Annotated in this window: 9 protein-coding genes; 2 read left to right on the top strand and 7 right to left on the bottom strand. The window is 68.8% G+C overall.

Annotation, left to right across the window (positions count from 1 at the left end; translation table 11 throughout):
* The coding region (locus A5624_RS19625; RefSeq protein ID WP_066869686.1) for a type I polyketide synthase at nt 1-8,910 on the top strand (8,910 nt) is incomplete at its 5' end.
* A gap of 7 nt (nt 8,911-8,917) precedes the next feature.
* Entirely contained in the window at nt 8,918-11,515 is a 2,598-nt protein-coding gene (locus A5624_RS19620) for a sugar epimerase family protein (RefSeq protein WP_066869683.1), read from the top strand.
* Here A5624_RS19620 and A5624_RS19615 read toward each other — a convergent pair.
* From A5624_RS19615 to A5624_RS19590, 7 genes are all read right to left on the bottom strand, one after another.
* Nucleotides 11,512-12,747: a cytochrome P450 gene (locus A5624_RS19615; protein ID WP_066869680.1), complete on the bottom strand. Its 1,236-nt coding sequence runs from the start codon at nt 12,745-12,747 to the stop codon at nt 11,512-11,514. The two genes, A5624_RS19620 and A5624_RS19615, sit on opposite strands and share 4 nt — an antisense overlap.
* An 85-nt stretch (nt 12,748-12,832) precedes the next feature.
* Entirely contained in the window at nt 12,833-13,249 is a 417-nt protein-coding gene (locus A5624_RS19610) for a hypothetical protein (protein WP_066869678.1), read from the bottom strand.
* Between the two features lie 9 nt (nt 13,250-13,258).
* On the bottom strand, nt 13,259-14,317 hold the full coding sequence (locus A5624_RS19605) for a dihydrodipicolinate reductase (protein WP_066869675.1): 1,059 nt from the start codon (nt 14,315-14,317) through the stop codon (nt 13,259-13,261).
* 13 nt (nt 14,318-14,330) lie between these two features.
* A complete protein-coding gene (locus A5624_RS19600; RefSeq protein ID WP_066869672.1) occupies nt 14,331-14,753 on the bottom strand; it encodes a hypothetical protein in 423 nt (140 codons plus the stop codon).
* A 12-nt stretch (nt 14,754-14,765) separates the two neighbouring features.
* On the bottom strand, nt 14,766-15,461 hold the full coding sequence (locus tag A5624_RS19595) for a hypothetical protein (RefSeq protein ID WP_066869669.1): 696 nt from the start codon (nt 15,459-15,461) through the stop codon (nt 14,766-14,768).
* Nucleotides 15,458-15,586 (bottom strand): hypothetical protein, encoded by a 129-nt coding sequence (locus A5624_RS29290; protein WP_011724800.1) that lies wholly within the window; start codon nt 15,584-15,586, stop codon nt 15,458-15,460. Before A5624_RS29290 ends, A5624_RS19595 begins: the two co-directional genes overlap by 4 nt.
* Before the next feature lie 14 nt (nt 15,587-15,600).
* On the bottom strand, nt 15,601-16,202 hold a 602-nt coding region (locus tag A5624_RS19590), incomplete at its 5' end, for a CbbQ/NirQ/NorQ C-terminal domain-containing protein (RefSeq protein ID WP_066869666.1).

The raw sequence follows: 16,202 nt of genomic DNA, 5'->3' as shown, positions 1-16,202 counted from the left end.
GGGCCGGACCGGCTGTTCGAGGCGGTGTGGTCACCGGCCGCAACCACGACCGGTGACGCCGAGCCGCCGGTGCACGAGGTTTTCGAATCCGTTGCGGCCGGCGAAGATCCGGTGTCCGGAACGTATGAGCGCACCCATCGTGCACTGGCGGCCGTGCAGTCGTGGCTCACCGAGCATGACTCCGGGGTGCTGATCGTCGCGACCCATGGCGCGATGAGCTTGGCGGGGGAGGACGTCCCCGATCTGGCCGGCGCGGCCGTGTGGGGGCTGGTGCGTTCGGCGCAGACAGAGCATCCCGGCCGCATCGTGCTGGTGGATTCCGATGCGGCGCTTGACGATAGCGCGATAGCGACCGTTCTGGCCGTCGGCGAGCCGGCGGTGTTGCTGCGTGACGGCAAGACGTACATCGCTCGGGTGCGCGGCAGCCGCGCGGTCGACGGCGTCATGACGCCCCCGGCTGACGGGCCGTGGCGGCTGGGCATCAGCAGCGCGGGAACCTTCGAAAACCTGCAGCTGGAGCCCGTTCCCAACGCCGGTGCCGCGCTGGAACCGGGCCAGGTTCGGGTGGCGCTGCGTGCCATCGCCACCAACTTCCGCGACGTCATGATCACCCTGGGCATGTTCACCCACGACGCCCTGCTCGGTGGCGAGGGCGCCGGCGTGGTGGTCGAGGTCGGGCCGGGAGTCACCGAGTTCGCGGTCGGCGATTCGGTCTACGGCTTCTTCCCCGACGGCAGCGGCACGTTGGTGCCCGGCGACGTTCGCCTGCTGCAGCACAAGCCCGCCGACTGGTCTTATGCCGAAGCGGCCGGCATCTCAGCGGTTTTCACCACCGCCTACATGGCCTTCATCCACCTGGCCGACGTCAAGCCCGGGCAGCGGGTGTTGGTGCACGCCGCCGCCGGCGGCGTGGGCATGGCCGCGGTTCAGCTGGGCCGGCACTTGGGCCTGGAGGTGTTCGCGACCGCGAGCCGCGGCAAGTGGGACACGTTGCGGGCCATGGGCTTCGACGACGACCACATCGCGGATTCGCGCAGCCTCGAGTTCGAGGAGAAGTTCCGGGCGGTGACCGGCAGGACCGGCATGGCCGGGATGAATGTGGTGCTGGACTCGCTGGCCGGCGAATTCGTCGACGCCTCGCTGCGGCTCGTCGCTCCCGGCGGCGTGTTCCTGGAGATGGGCAAGACCGACATCCGCGACCCGGGCGTGGTGGCTCAGGACTACCCGGGTGTCCGCTACCGCGCCTTCGACCTGTTCGAGCCCGGCCGTCCGCGGATGCATCAGTGGATGGACGAGCTCGCCGGGCTGTTCGACGCTGGGGTGCTGAAACCGTTGCCCGTCACGACCTTTGATGTGCGGCGCGCCCGCACCGCGCTGCGCTACCTGAGCCAGGCCCGGCACATCGGCAAGGTCGTCATGACTCTGCCTTCTGGGCTCGCATCCGGCACCGTGCTGATCACCGGCGGCACCGGCATGGCGGGTTCGACGCTGGCCCGTCACCTGGTGGCCAACCACGGCGTCGAAGACCTGGTGCTGCTGAGCCGGCGCGGTCCGGACGCCCCCGGGTCCGCCGAGTTGATCGCCGAGCTGCAAGCCGCCGGAGCCCGCGCGCGCGTGGTCGCGTGCGACGCCGCCGATCGGGCGGCACTGGCGCAGGTGATCGCCGACATTTCGGCGCAGCGGCCGCTGTCTGGCGTGATTCACGCGACCGGCGTGCTGGACGACGCGACGATCACCTCGCTGACACCGGAGCGTGTCGACGCGGTATTGCGGGCCAAGGTCGACGCGGCGTGGAACTTGCACGAGTTGACCCGCGACCTGAATCTGGCCGCCTTCGTGATGTTTTCGTCGATGGCCGGCCTGGTGGGCTCTTCGGGCCAGGGCAACTACGGAGCGGCGAACGCGTTCCTGGACGGGTTGGCCGCACACCGGCGGGCGCACGGGTTGCCCGCGATCTCGCTGGCCTGGGGGCTGTGGGATCAGGCCAGCGCCATGACCGGCGGACTGGACGCCGCCGACCTCGCCCGGCTCGGCCGCGACGGGATCTTGGCGCTGTCCTCGGACGAGGCGATGGAACTGTTCGACACGGCATTGATCGTCGACGAGCCGTTCATGGCGCCGGCCCGCATCGACCTCGCCGCGCTGCGGGCCCATGCGGTCGCGGTGCCGCCGATGTTCACCGATCTGGTCAACGCCCCGACGCGCCGCCGGGTCGATGACTCGCTGGCCGCCGCGAAATCGAAGTCGGCGCTGGCGCATCGCCTGGACGGGCTGTCCGACGCCGAGCAGCACGCCGTGCTGCTGGACCTGGTGCGATCGCACATCGCCACCGTGCTCGGGAACACCACCGCCGAGGCGATCGATCCCGACAAGGCCTTCCAAGAGTTGGGATTCGACTCCCTGACCGCGGTCGAAATGCGCAACCGACTCAAAACCGCCACCGGCCTTGCGCTTTCGCCCACCCTGATCTTCGACTACCCGACGCCCAACGGACTGGCCGGCTACATCCGCACCCAGCTCGCGGGGCTGCCGCAAGAGGTCAAGCACGCGCCGGTCGCGCGTGCCACCGACGACCACCCGATCGTTATCGTCGGCATGGCCTGCCGCTATCCGGGTGGGGTAACTTCGCCGGACGACTTGTGGGACATGCTGATCGAGGGCCGTGACGTGCTCTCGGACTTCCCGACCGATCGCGGCTGGGACCTGGCCGGCGTGTACAACCCGGATCCCGACGTGCCGGGCACCTGCTACACCCGCACCGGCGGCTTCGTCGATGGCGTCGCGGACTTCGATCCGGGCTTCTTCGGCATTCCGCCCAGTGAGGCGCTGTCGATGGACCCGCAGCAGCGCATGTTCCTGGAGTTGTCCTGGGAAGCGTTGGAGCGAGCCGGAATCGACCCCGGCAAGCTCCGCGGCAGTGCCACCGGAATGTTCGCCGGCGTATACACGCAGGGCTATGGCATGGGCGCCGCACCGACCGCCGAGGGTTTCCGGCTGACCGGGCAGTCGTCGAGCGTGGCGTCCGGCCGGGTGTCCTATGTGCTGGGGCTGGAGGGCCCGGCGGTGTCGGTGGACACGGCGTGTTCTTCGTCGTTGGTGGCGCTGCACATGGCCGTGCAGTCGCTGCGCTCAGGGGAGTGCGACCTGGCCCTGGCCGGCGGCGTCACCGTCAACGCCACCCCCGATATCTTCGTGGAGTTCAGCCGCATGCGCGGGCTGTCCGAGGACGGCCGGTGCAAGGCCTACGCGGGTGCGGCCGACGGCACCGGATTCTCCGAGGGCGGCGGCATGCTGGTGGTGGAGCGCCTGTCGGACGCGCAGCGCCTCGGGCATCCGGTGCTGGCCATGGTGCGGGGCTCCGCCATCAATCAGGACGGTGCCTCCAATGGGCTGACCGCGCCGAACGGTCCCTCGCAGCAGCGGGTGGTGCGCGCGGCGCTGGCCAGTGCGGGCTTGACGGCGGCCGACGTGGACGTCGTCGAGGGCCACGGGACGGGAACCACTTTGGGTGACCCGATCGAGGCCCAGGCGCTGCTGGCGACCTATGGGCAAGAGAGGGCCGAGCCCGGGAAACAGCCACTGTGGCTGGGGTCGATCAAGTCGAACATGGGCCACACGCAGGCCGCCGCCGGGGTGGCCGGCGTCATCAAGATGGTCCTGGCGATGCGCCACGAAATGTTGCCCGCCACACTGCATGTCGATGAGCCGAGTCCGCACGTGGACTGGTCGGCGGGCGCGGTGTCGTTGTTGACGGAGGCGCAACCGTGGCCGGGCGACCGGCCGCGCCGGGCGGGCGTGTCGTCGTTCGGCATCAGCGGCACCAACGCGCATGTCATCGTCGAGGCCGTACCGATCGAGCCGCCGCGCGCCGCGGACGGACCCAAGGCGCCGGTGGTGGCCTGGCCGGTGTCGGCGAAATCGCTGTCCGCGTTGCACTCTCAGGCCGCCCGGTTGGCGACCCACCTGCGCGCCCACCCGGAGGCGGACATCGCCGATGTGGGGTGGTCGCTGGCCGGCAGGTCGGCCTTCGAACACCGCGCCGTCGTCGTCGGTAGCGATCGCGACCCGTTGCTGGGGGGCCTGGACGAGCTTGCCGCCGACGACCTGGCCGGTTCGGTCATCCGTGGCACCGTGACCGCAGGCAAGACGGTCTTCGTGTTCCCGGGCCAGGGGTCCCAAACGCTGGGCATGGGAATGGGACTGCACGCCGGCTATCCGGTCTTCGCCGAGGCGTTCAACACCGTCGTGGCCGAACTGGACCGGCACCTGCTTCGCCCGCTGCGCGAGGTGATGTGGGGGCACGACGAAAACCTGCTCAACAGCACGGAATTCGCGCAACCCGCGCTGTTCGCGGTCGAAGTCGCGCTGTTCCGGCTGCTCGAATCCTGGCGCGTGCGCCCCGACTTCGTGATGGGCCACTCGATCGGGGAGCTGGCGGCCGCCCACGTCGCCGGCGTGCTCTCGTTGGAGAACGCCGCGGTGCTGGTCGCGGCCCGTGGTCGATTCATGCAGGCGCTGCCCGAAGGCGGCGCGATGGTCGCGGTGCAGGCCACCGAAGACGAAGTGCGGCCGCTGCTGGCGTCCGCCGAACAAGCCGGCGTCGACATCGCCGCGGTCAACGGGCCGACCTCGGTGGTCATTTCGGGCGCCGAAGGCGCGGTGATCGCGATCGCGGACCGGCTCCGCGTCGACGGCCACCGCGTGCATCGGCTCTCGGTCTCGCACGCGTTCCACTCCCCGTTGATGGATCCCATGATCGACGAATTCGGCACCGTCGCGGCCGGATTGGCCGTCGGTAAGCCGACCATCCCGATCGTGTCCAACGTGACCGGTCAGCTGGCCGGTGACGACTTCGCATCGCCGGCGTACTGGAAGCGGCACGTGCGCGAGGCGGTGCGGTTCGCCGACAGCGTGCGGTTCGTGCGCTCGGCCGGGGCGACCCGTTTCCTCGAGGTCGGACCGAGCAGCGGCCTGACGGCATCAATCGAAGAATCGCTGGCCCTGGACCCTTCGGCGGCCCAGGTGACCACGATGTCCGCGCTGCGCAAGGATCGACCGGAGCCGGTCGCCCTGGTCAACGCCGTTGCGCAGGGATTCGTCGCCGGGATGGACGTGGACTGGCGCGGTGCGCTGGGCGGGCCTGGTTTCGAAGCCAACCTGGTCGAGCTGCCCACGTATGCCTTTGACCGGCGCCGCTTTTGGCTTGCCGCCGACGGCGCCCCGGCCGACGCCGCGGGCCTGGGCCTGGCGGCCAGCGAACACGCCCTGCTGGGCGCGGTGGTGGAACTGCCGGCCACCGGCGGAGTGGTGCTGACCGGCCGGTTGGCGCCCGGCACCCAGGGCTGGTTGACCGATCACGCCGTTGGCGGTGTGGTGCTGTTCCCCGGTGCGGGATTCGTCGAGTTGGCGATCCGCGCCGGCGACGAGGTGGGCTGCGGCGTCGTCGATGAGCTCAATCTGGCCGCGCCGCTGGTGTTGCCCGCCGGCGGATCGGTCGCGGTCCAGGTCGTCGTCGGCGGCCCGGACGACTCGGGTGCCCGTGCGGTGTCGGTCTTTTCGCGCGCCGAAGCGGGCTCGGGCTGGTCCTTGCATGCCGAGGGCGTGCTGCGGGCGGGTTCGGTGCAGCCGGGCGCGGACCTGTCGGCGTGGCCGCCGGTGGGTGCGGTCGCGGTGGATGTCGGCGACGGATACGAGCAATTGGCCGAGCGGGGTTACGACTACGGGCCGGCGTTCCGCGGCCTGACATCGATGTGGCGCCGCGGCGACGAGGTCTTCGCCGAGGTGGCGCTGCCCGCCGACGCCGGGGTGTCGCCGGCCGGGTTCGGCGTCCATCCGGCGATGCTCGACGCGGCGCTGCACGCGGTGATGCTGGCGTCCGACAGCGACGAACTGCCCGAGGGCTCGATGTTGGTCCCGTTCTCCTGGCAACAGGTGTCGTTGCACGCCGCGGGCGCGGGGGCGGTCCGCGCGCGGATCGTACCGGTGAGTTCGTCGGCGGTGTCGATCGAATTGGCCGACGGGCTGGGGCTTCCGGTGCTCTCGGTGGCGTCGATGGTGGCCCGCCCGGTCACCGACAAGCAGTTGCTGGCCGCCGTGTCGAATTCGGGACCGGACCGGCTCTTCGAGGTCATCTGGTCGGCTCAACCGCATTCGGCGACGCAGCCGGTGTCGGTGTCCGCTTGGGGCGCAGAGGAATTGGGTGACCCTTCGGCCGAGCGCTCGGCGGTGCTGTTCGAATCGGCACCGGTGTCCGGCGACGTGATCACCGAGGTGTACGCGGCGACGCGCGCGGTGCTGCCCGTGCTGCAGTCGTGGTTGTCCCGCGAGGGCGCGGGCACCCTGGTGGTGGCGACCCGGGGCGCGATGACGCTGCCGGGGGAGGACGTCACCGATCTGGCCGGCGCGGCGGTCTGGGGGCTGGTGCGGTCGGCGCAGACCGAGCACCCTGGACGAATCGTGCTCGTCGACACGGACGCCCCGCTGGACTCCGACGCGATAGCAGCGGTGCTGGCGCTCGGCGAGCCGCAGGCGATACTGCGCAACGGCGCGGTCTACACCGCCCGAGTGCTCGGCAGTCGCGCCGTCGGCGGCCTGCTGCTGCCCCCGGACGAGGGACCGTGGCGACTCGGCATGAGCAGCTACGGCACCATCGAAAATCTGCGGATAGAGCGCATTCCCGACGCCGACGCGCCCTTGGGTCCTGGTCAGGTGCGCGTCGCGCTGTCGGCCATCGCGGCCAACTTCCGTGACGTCATGATCGCGCTGGGCCTCTATCCCGACCCCGAGGCCATCATGGGCATCGAGGCGTCCGGTGTGGTGATCGAAACCGCCGCGCCCGACGGGCGTTTCGCCGTCGGCGACCGCGTCATGGGGCTGTTCCCCGACGGAACCGGGACCATCGCCAAGACCGACCAGCGCCTGCTCGTCAAGGTGCCGCCCGGCTGGTCACACACCGCCGCCGCGACGGCGTCGGTGGTGTTCGCCACGGCGAACTACGCGCTGGTGGACCTGGCCGGCGCCAAGCCCGGTCAGCGGGTGTTGGTGCACGCCGCCGCCGGTGGGGTCGGCATGGCCGCGGTGCAACTGGCCCGGCACATCGGCCTGGAAGTGTTCGCGACCGCCAGCCGCGGCAAGTGGGACACGTTGCGCGACATGGGCTTTGACGACGATCACATCGCCGACTCGCGCAGCCTGGAATTCGAGGAGAAGTTCCGCGCGGTCACCTGCATGGCCGGCATGGATATCGTCCTGGACTCGCTGTCCGGTGATTTCGTCGACGCGTCCCTGCGCTTGATGAAGCCCGGCGGGGTCTTCTTGGAGATGGGCAAGACCGACATCCGTGACCCCGAGGTCGTCGCCCGAGACCACCCGGGGGTGCGCTACCGCGCCTTCGACCTGTTCGAGGCGGGGCCGGATCGCATCGCCCAGATGCTCGACGAGCTGGCGGCCATGTTCGGCGAGGATGTGCTACGGCCGTTGCCGGTCACCAGGTTTGACGTGCGACGCGCGCCCGCCGCGCTGCGCTACCTGAGTCAGGCCCGCCATGTCGGCAAGGTCGTGATGACGATGCCGGACGCGTGGACGGCCGGCACGGTGCTGATCACCGGCGCCACCGGCATGGCCGGTTCGGCGGTCGCGCGACACGTGGTGACCCGTCACGGTGCGCGGAATCTGGTGCTGGTCAGCCGCCGCGGCCTGGACGCACCGGGCGCCGCGGAGCTGGTCGCCGAGTTGAGCGCGGCCGGTGCGCACGTGGAGACGGTGGCCTGCGATGCCGCCGATCGCGAGGCCCTGGCCAAGGTGATCGCCGAAATCCCGATGCAGCACCCGCTGACCGGGGTGATCCATGCCGCCGGCGTCCTGCACGACGCGGTCGTGACGTCGCTGACCCCCGACCGGATCGAGTCGGTGTTGCGGTCCAAGGTCGACGCGGCCTGGAACTTGCACGAGTTGACCCGCGACCTGGACGTCGCTGCCTTCGTGATGTTTTCGTCGATCGCGGGGCTCGCGGGCGCGTCGGGGCAGGCCAACTACGCGGCCGGCAACTCGTTCCTGGACGGGTTGGCCGCCCACCGGCGGGCGCACGGGCTGCCGGCGATCTCGCTGGGCTGGGGGCTGTGGGATCAGGCCAGCGCCATGACCGGTGGCCTGGGTGCGGCCGACCGCGCGCGGTTCGGGCGTGACGGGATCGTCGCCATGTCGTCGGACCAGGCGCTGGAGCTGATGGACACCGCGCTCATCGTCGACGAGCCGTTCATGCTGCCCGCCCACATCGACCTCGCGGCGTTGCGGGTGAAGTTCGATGGCGGCACCTTGCCACCGATGTTCGTCGATCTGATCAACGCCCCGACGCGGCGTCAGGTCGATGACTCGTTGGCCGCCGCCAAGTCGAAATCTGCTCTGCTGCAACGCCTTGAAGGTCTTCCCGAGGACGAGCAGCAGGCGATCCTGCTGGATCTGGTGCGGGCCAACATCGCCACCGTGCTGGGCAGCTCCAGCCCGGAGGCAATCCATCCGGACCGGGCGTTCCAGGAACTCGGTTTCGACTCGTTGACCGCCGTGGAGATGCGCAACCGGCTCAAAGCCGCGACCGGGCTGGCGCTTTCACCGACGCTGATCTTCGACTACCCGAACTCCGCCGCGCTGGCCGGCTACATGTACCGCGAATTACTCGGATCGTCGGACCAACCCGCGGCGGCGGCCGCGCCGGGCGAAGCCGAGATTCAACGCGTCGTGGGGTCCATTCCGGTCAAGCGCCTTCGGCAGGCCGGTGTGCTGGAGCTGCTGCTGGCGTTGGCGAGCGAGGCCGAGGGCGCCGCGCAGGCCGCCACGGTGACCACCGAAAAGGACATCGCGGACATGGACCTCGACGCTCTGGTCAACGCGGCATTGCGCGACGACGACGAGTAGGCATGACGTGAGAATCGCGGTCACGGGGGCCAGCGGCGTGCTCGGCCGCGGCCTCGCCACTCGGCTGCTCAGCCAGGGCCACGACGTCGCAGGGATCGCCCGTCACCGCCCCGAAAGCTGGCCGAGCGCAGCGGATTTCGTGGCGGCCGACATCCGCGACGCCGACGCGGTCCGACGCGCCCTGGCCGGCGCGGACGTCGTCGCCCACTTCGCGTGGGCGAGAGGTTCCGGACAGGACGACCAGGTCAACATCGGTGGCACCCGCAACGTGCTCGACGCGATGGCCGAGACCGGTTCCAGGCGGATCGTTTTCGCGTCGTCGGCCCATGTGTACGGCGGGGGAGAAGGACCGAAGGCCGAAGACGACGCCACGGCCCCGGTCAGCGCCGAGGGCCGACTCAAGGCCGAAGTGGAACAACTGCTCGCGGAATCGGGCGCGCAATGGGTCGCGATCCGTTCCGCGCTGATCCTGGGGCGAAGCGTCGACAACTGGGTGCGCCGCCTGCTGGCATTACCGGCGTTCCCGCACCGGTCGGCCGATCGCGGTATGCAGGTGGTCCACCTCGACGACGCGCTCCGGCTGTTCAACCGTGCGATCGTCGATGCCGAAACCCCGGGCGGGCCGGTGAATCTCGCCGCATCGGGCGACCTGACCTTCCGGCAACTCGCCGCCGCGCTGCACCGCCCGGTCGTGCGCCTGGGCCTCGAGCCCGCTGAGCTGCGGCTGGTGCGGGGGACCCCGCTCATGGACACCTCGCGGCTGACAAGCGAATGGTCATTCCGGCCGGCGTGGAGATCGGGGGAATGCGTCCAGGACTTCGCGCTGGCGGTGCGCGGCCGGGTGACCGTGGGCGCCCGGGTGATTGCGCTGCCGTGGCGGCTGGCCAACATCCAGGACCTCCCGTCGGTGGACGCGCCGAGCGGCGACGGCGTCAAGCCCATTTGGGCGGGCGCAGCGGGGGATAACGGGGAATTCGACACGCCGATCGACCCCCGTTTCCCCACCTTCTTGGCCACGAATTTGTCTGAGGCGCTGCCCGGCCCGTTTTCGCCGGCGTCGGCGTCGGCGACGGTTCGCGGACTGCGGGCCAGCGCCGTGTGCGTCGCCGAGCGGTTGCGGCCCGGCGGGACGATCCAGCGCGAAATCGCGATGCGCATGGTCGCGGTGTTCGCCCACCGGCTCTACGGCGCCATCACGACCGCGCACTTCATGGCCGAGACGGTGCCTTTCGTCAAGCCCACGACGGTGGTAAGCAACAGCGGGTTCTTCGGCCCCAGCATGGCCGCCCTGCCGATCTTCAGTGAGGAGCATCCGCACTCCGATACCGGCCGAATTCGCAGGCAATTCCGGACCATCCGCAATATCGGGGTGTTCGGCGTCAACCTGATCGGCCTGTCCGCCGGCGCGCCGCTGGACACCCGTGAGTTCGTCGCCGACGTCGATCGCCTGGAACGCCTGGCCGGCGGCGACCTCGCCGGGCTCGACGATCGTCGGCTGCTGAGCCTGATCTCACTGGCGCGTGACCAGGTGGTGCACGGCTGGGTGCTGGCGGCAGGCTCGTTCCTGCTGTGCGCGGCGTTCAACGTGCTGCTGCGTGGTTTGTGCGGGCGCGAGATCGCGGCGCCCGGCGGACCGGAATTGGTCAGCGCGCGTTCGGTCGAGGCGATGCAGCGGTTGGTGGTCGCCGCGCAGCGCGATCCGAAAGTCACGGCGCTGCTGGCCGAACCGGGCGACCGGCTGGACAAGCTTGCCGTCGAGGCGCCGGAATTCCATGCCGCCCTGCGCGACGAGCTGGCGCTCATCGGCCACCGTGGTCCGGCCGAGCTCGAGATGCTGTCCACCAGCTACGCCGACGATCCCGAATTGCTCGTGCGGATGGTGAGCAGGGCGATGAGCGCGCCGTCCGCGCCGCAGCCGCAGCGGTCCCGAATCCCGTTGCACGCCAAGCCCGTTGCGGCTCTGGCCACCCAGCAGCTGCGCGACCGTGAGGTCCGCCGCGACAAGGTGGTGCGGGCCAACTGGGTGCTACGCACGCTGCTTCGCGAATATGGACGTCGGTCGGTCGAGGCCGGGGTGTTCACCGCCGCCGACGACGTCTTCTATCTGCTCGTCGACGAACTCGACGCGCTCCCCGCGGATGTCGGCGCGCTGGTGGCCCGGCGCCGGGCCGAACAGCGTCGGCTGGTCGCGGTGGCGCCGCCGACCGTCTTCAGCGGAAGCTGGCAGCCGACCGCGACCCCATCGGACGCGCTGGCCAGCGGGGACACGTTGCGTGGCGTCGGCGTTTGCGGGGGACGGGTGCGCGGCCGGGTGCGGATCGTGCGGCCCGAGACCATCGACGACCTGCAACCCGGTGAGATCCTTGTCGCAGAGGTCACCGACGTCGGGTACACCGCGGCGTTCTGCTACGCCGCCGCCGTCGTGACCGAACTCGGCGGTCCGATGTCGCACGCCGCGGTGGTGGCCCGCGAATTCGGGTTTCCGTGTGTCGTCGACGTCCAGGGCGCCACCAAGGCACTGCCGCAGGGAGCCATGGTGGAGGTCGACGGAGCCACCGGCGAGATCCGTGTGCTCGAGCTGGCCGCGGACGACGCGCTGAGCTAGTCGAACTCCATCTCCAGCTCCACCGGCCCGCTCAATCCCAGCATCGGTTTCCAGCGTGCCGTTGCCACGCGGCGCGGATTGGTCATGCGCCGGGCGATGACTTTGAGGGCCCCGGCGAGTTCGGTTCGGGCGAGATTGGCGCCCAGGCAATAATGGGCGCCGCCGCCGAACGTCAAAATGGGCGGCGGCTCCTCGCGGGTGATGTCGAACCGGTCCGGGTGCGGATAGACCTCTGGATCGCAGTTGGCCGCAAAGGTATTCACCGAAATGAAGGTGCCCGCCGGAAACGTGTATTCCGCGAACGTGACGTCGTCCAGGACGGTGCGCAGGGTGGTGCAGACCGCCGGCGAGTGGCGCATGCATTCCTCGACGGCTCGCATCGCGAGGCGGGAATCGTCGCGCAACATCGCCAGTTGATCGGGATGGTCACACAGCGCGTGCATGCACGCGGCCAGCTGATTGCGGGTGGTGTCGGTGCCGGCGCTGAGAATGCTGAACGCCAGCATGCGCATCTCCGCGTTGCTCAGCCGGTCGCCGTCATCCTGGGCGCGGATCAGTTCGGAGATCAAGTCGTCGGTCAACCGGCCCCGCCGCTCGGTGATCATGTCGTCGATGTAGGCGTCGAACTCGTCCCAGGCCCGCATCACGATGTGCTGCTCGTTCGCCAGGTCGGAGTCGAACCTGACGATTTTGAAGATGTCCTCGGCCCACAGCGAGAACTGCTCCCAATCCTCGGGGGGCGCGCCCAACAGCGCGCAGATGATCGGGATCGGGTACGGCCGGGCGATGTCGGTGACGAAGTCGCATCGGCCAGTTCGGCCATCCGAGGCGACCTGGTCGATCAACTCGTTGATCACGGTGTCGATGGTGTCTTCCATGCGCGCCGACGCCCGCGGCGTGAAGGCCTTGGACACCAGACCGCGCAGCCGTCGGTGTTCCTCGCCTTCCATGCCCAGGATGGTGCCGAGGACCCGTTCATAGAGCGGGCCCGACGTTATCCCGCGAGCGGTCATGTGCATGCCGGGCGGGAAAACGAACCGGGGATCGCGAAGTATCCCGCGGGCGAGTTCGTAGCCGAGCACCTCGGGTCCCAGCGGCCCGATGGCTATCGGCGACCGCGTGCGCACCTCGCGGATGCGCGGGGCGACCTCGTGCACGGTGTCCGTGATGTCGTAGTGCAGCGTCGGGAGGTCGGCGTCGAAGACGCTCGGTGTTGCGGTGTCGACCGTCATCGTGACTCCTTCGGCCGGATCAGCTCGGCTGGTAGCGCTTTGGCCGTACTTCGGTCGGCGCCGAAACCAGCCATGACGTCTCCAATCACGGGATGTTGGTCGCCAGGAAAGTCAGTGGCAGTCCCAGGATCGACACGTCGTTTTCGTCGAGGTAGGTGCCCTCGCCCTCCATGTGTTGTCGGAATCGCCTTGTCGCGCCGTAGCGTTCGGCGACGGCGTCGGCGCCAGCGGCTTCCGGAACCCCGATCACCACGGTGAACACGCCGTCGCCGTGGCGCTCCAAGAACTCCGTCACCGAAACGGCAACCTCCCCGGTCGATCCCGGGATCGGGCTGATCAACTCGATGCCCCGACTCCAGTCGAGGTGGATATCGAGGCCGAGCTCGGTGAGTTGCAGGGGCTCGAAGAGGAATCCGAGGTCGCTGAACATTTGTGCCGCGGCGGCATGTCGTTCCGGTGCCACGGCGAACACGACGTGATGGAGCGAGGGTTCTTCAGGCATCGGCGTTTCCTATCGAGAATCGGCGCGCAGCACCCCACGCGGCAGCAGCAGCGGCAGGTCGTTGTAGGTGACGATCCCGGGAGGGGCGGCGACGACGGCGGGTATCGCGGTGAGCGCTGGCATCGCGGTGATGGTCAGCCCCAACATGATGTAGTCGTCCAGGGTCTGGCCCGCAAAGTCCGGTGGGGGAAGGAAGCTCAGCGTGGTCTTGATCGTCGGCTGGCCCTGCACCTCGATCGTGTAACCCATGTCCAGCGGCCAATCCGGGTCCAGCGATTGGCCCTTGCGCCACCGGCCGCGGATTTCGATGATCTCCCGGCCGGCGACAATCCCCTTCCAGCGGACGTCCACACCGGCGACGCATCCCTTGTTGATCGTCCAGTCCCCGGGCAGGTGCAGATCCTCGGTGGTCTGGGCGTAGTCGACCTCGCAGCGCACGTCGTCGAGGTCGGCGCCCAACGCATCGGCGATCAACAGCACGCCATCGGCGAAGATGCCGGAGCCCTGCTCGGTGATGGCCGGCAGGTCCGGTTGATCGATGGGATAGCCGAAGCCCATGGGTATTTCGGTCGCGGGCGAGTTGTAGATCGTGGTGTCGACCGATTCCAGCATGGAGACCTTGTCCACCCGGTCGGAAAGACCCGCCGACACGATGGCGAACAGCTGGATGAAGCCGGGATTGATGCCGCTGCCGAAGATGGTTGATCCGCCGTCCGCGCAGGCCCGTTCGATGCGTTCGCGTCCGGCACCGAGATAGTGCCCGGTGACGAACCCGGCGGTGCCCACCACGTTGATGCCCGCGCCGAGGATGCGGACCAGCTCGTCGACGTCGGCGAACATCGGGTTGTAGACCACACAGTCCGGCTCGAGCGCGAGCAGCGAATCAATATCGTTGGTGGCCTTGATATTCAGCGGTCCGATCCCGCACAGCTCGCCGACATCACGTCCGGCCTTCTGCGGTGACCAGGCGTAACAGCCGACGAGCTCGAGCGTCGGGTTGGCGACTATGGCCTTGACCGAGCTCTTGCCGACGTTGCCCGTCGTCCACTGAACGACCCGATGGATCAACGGTTCAGTCCGTTCATGGGTGCGGCGCCGCCTGGGCTTGCCGGGCCAGCCTGTCGTTGTGGATCTTGACGAGTTCGCGGAACCCCAGCCGGTGATACTTCGGTATCGGCTGGATGCCCCAGACGTCCTGGGCGGTGGCTTTGCCCTCGGCGCCCTCGGGCGGCCCGAACGGCGGGTAGGGGTACTTGCACTCCAAAGTGTCGTTGGAATACCGGATCTTCAGTAGCTCGCTGCAGATCTGGGTGAGGCTCAGGGTCGGGTATCCGTAGTAGACCGCCATGAACGGCAGCGTGAAGGCGCCTTCGATCACCAGCGCCACCAGGCATACGAGCACGGCGCGCTTGATCCACTTGTGCATGCGGGCGTAGTACGGCGTGGTGCCGGGCTCGAGACCGGCGGCCGGGTCTTTGTCGTCGGTGGTCGACGGTGCGGTCATGGCATGGCTCCTTTAGTCGGAGAAGATTTCTCGATTGACGGTGTGCAGGTACGGAATCGCGAGGAACGGGGTGATGTAGAAGATGTCGTAGAGCCACCAGCCGATGACCGGGAACACGACGCCGGCGTAGCGCACGTCGGCGAACATCGTCATGTTGAACACATAGGCCGACCAGATCACCACGCCCATCCAGCAGGTGACCACCATCCACTGGTGGCCCCAGCGCTTCATCTGCAAGAAGCCGATCGCGGCGGCCACCCGCATGGAGAACACCGTCAGGATCAGGCCCGCCACGTAGGCCTTTTCGCCCGGCCCGGCGGCGCCCCCGATCCACAGCTCGTTGTAATGCCAGAAATAGCCGGCGTCGAACATGTTGCCCCAGCCGACCATCAGCACGCGGTTGATCAACGTGTGGTTGGCGACCAGGTCCAGGGCCCAGCCCAGGCTGTTGAGCATGCCGTCGATCAGGGTGAGATAGCCGATCAGGGTCACGATCATCGGCCGGACCGACAGGCCGTCGCGCAGGGCTTGGCGTTGCAGCCACACCCCACGCATGAAGATGGGGAACCCGATCAGGCCAGGCGCCCACATGCCCATCAGGGCGGCGCCGACGATCATCCACTTGTCGGCACGCCGCTGAGCCCGGCGCGATTCGTCGTGATGATCCTCGAGGCCGACCGAATTCGTCTGCGCGGCATCAAGGCTCACAGGTCCCACCACCCCCGCGCGAACGACATGTACAGCTGGACGCCGAACATGGCCAGCAGGTAGCCGTAGATGAAGATCTGGAAGACGATGAGCGCCCTCTTGCGTTTCTGCTCTTGTCTGTCCATGCCGTTGCTCCTTTCTAAGAACTGCTCGATGCGTCTGCGGCGCCCAGGCTGGCAGCCGCGACTTCGCGAAGGCCGTCGGTGACGGCGCCGTCGGTGCTCAGTGGCGCGAGTATGCACGCGTCGGCCGCATCCAATTCCGTTGCGCCAGCGACGATCAGGTGGGCAGCGGTGACCAGCACCCTGGTCGAGGGCGGCTCGAAGTGGAAGGCTTGGTCTGCGGTGCGGATCGCGACCGCGCATCCGACCAGCCGCCTCGCCGTAGCCAACGGAATTCCGGATTCGGCGACGATCACCTCGGCTTCCCGGTCGGGCGGCAGGTAGTGCATTGCCAGCGTTGCGAACCGCTGTCGGAACGAAGGTTTGAGCTCCTTGAGCGAGCTGCGATAGGCGGGGTTGTACGAACACACCAGCATGAACTGCGCGGGCGCTTTGACCACCTCGCCGGCGCGATCGAGATACAGCGACCGCCGGTGATCGGTGAGTGAGTGCAGGATCGCCAAGGAGTCATGGCGCGCCTCGACAACCTCGTCCAGGTAGCAGATCGCGCCGGCTTTGACCGCCCGGGTCAGCGGGCCATCGGTCCAGACGACGTCGCCGCCGGTCACCATGAAGCGGC

The organism is Mycobacterium sp. 1482292.6 (genome assembly GCF_001672995.1).
Taxonomy (GTDB): Bacteria; Actinomycetota; Actinomycetes; order Mycobacteriales; family Mycobacteriaceae; genus Mycobacterium; species Mycobacterium europaeum_A.
The sequence above is the reverse complement of the archived record's forward strand: the minus strand, read 5'-3'. Positions and strand labels throughout refer to the sequence as shown.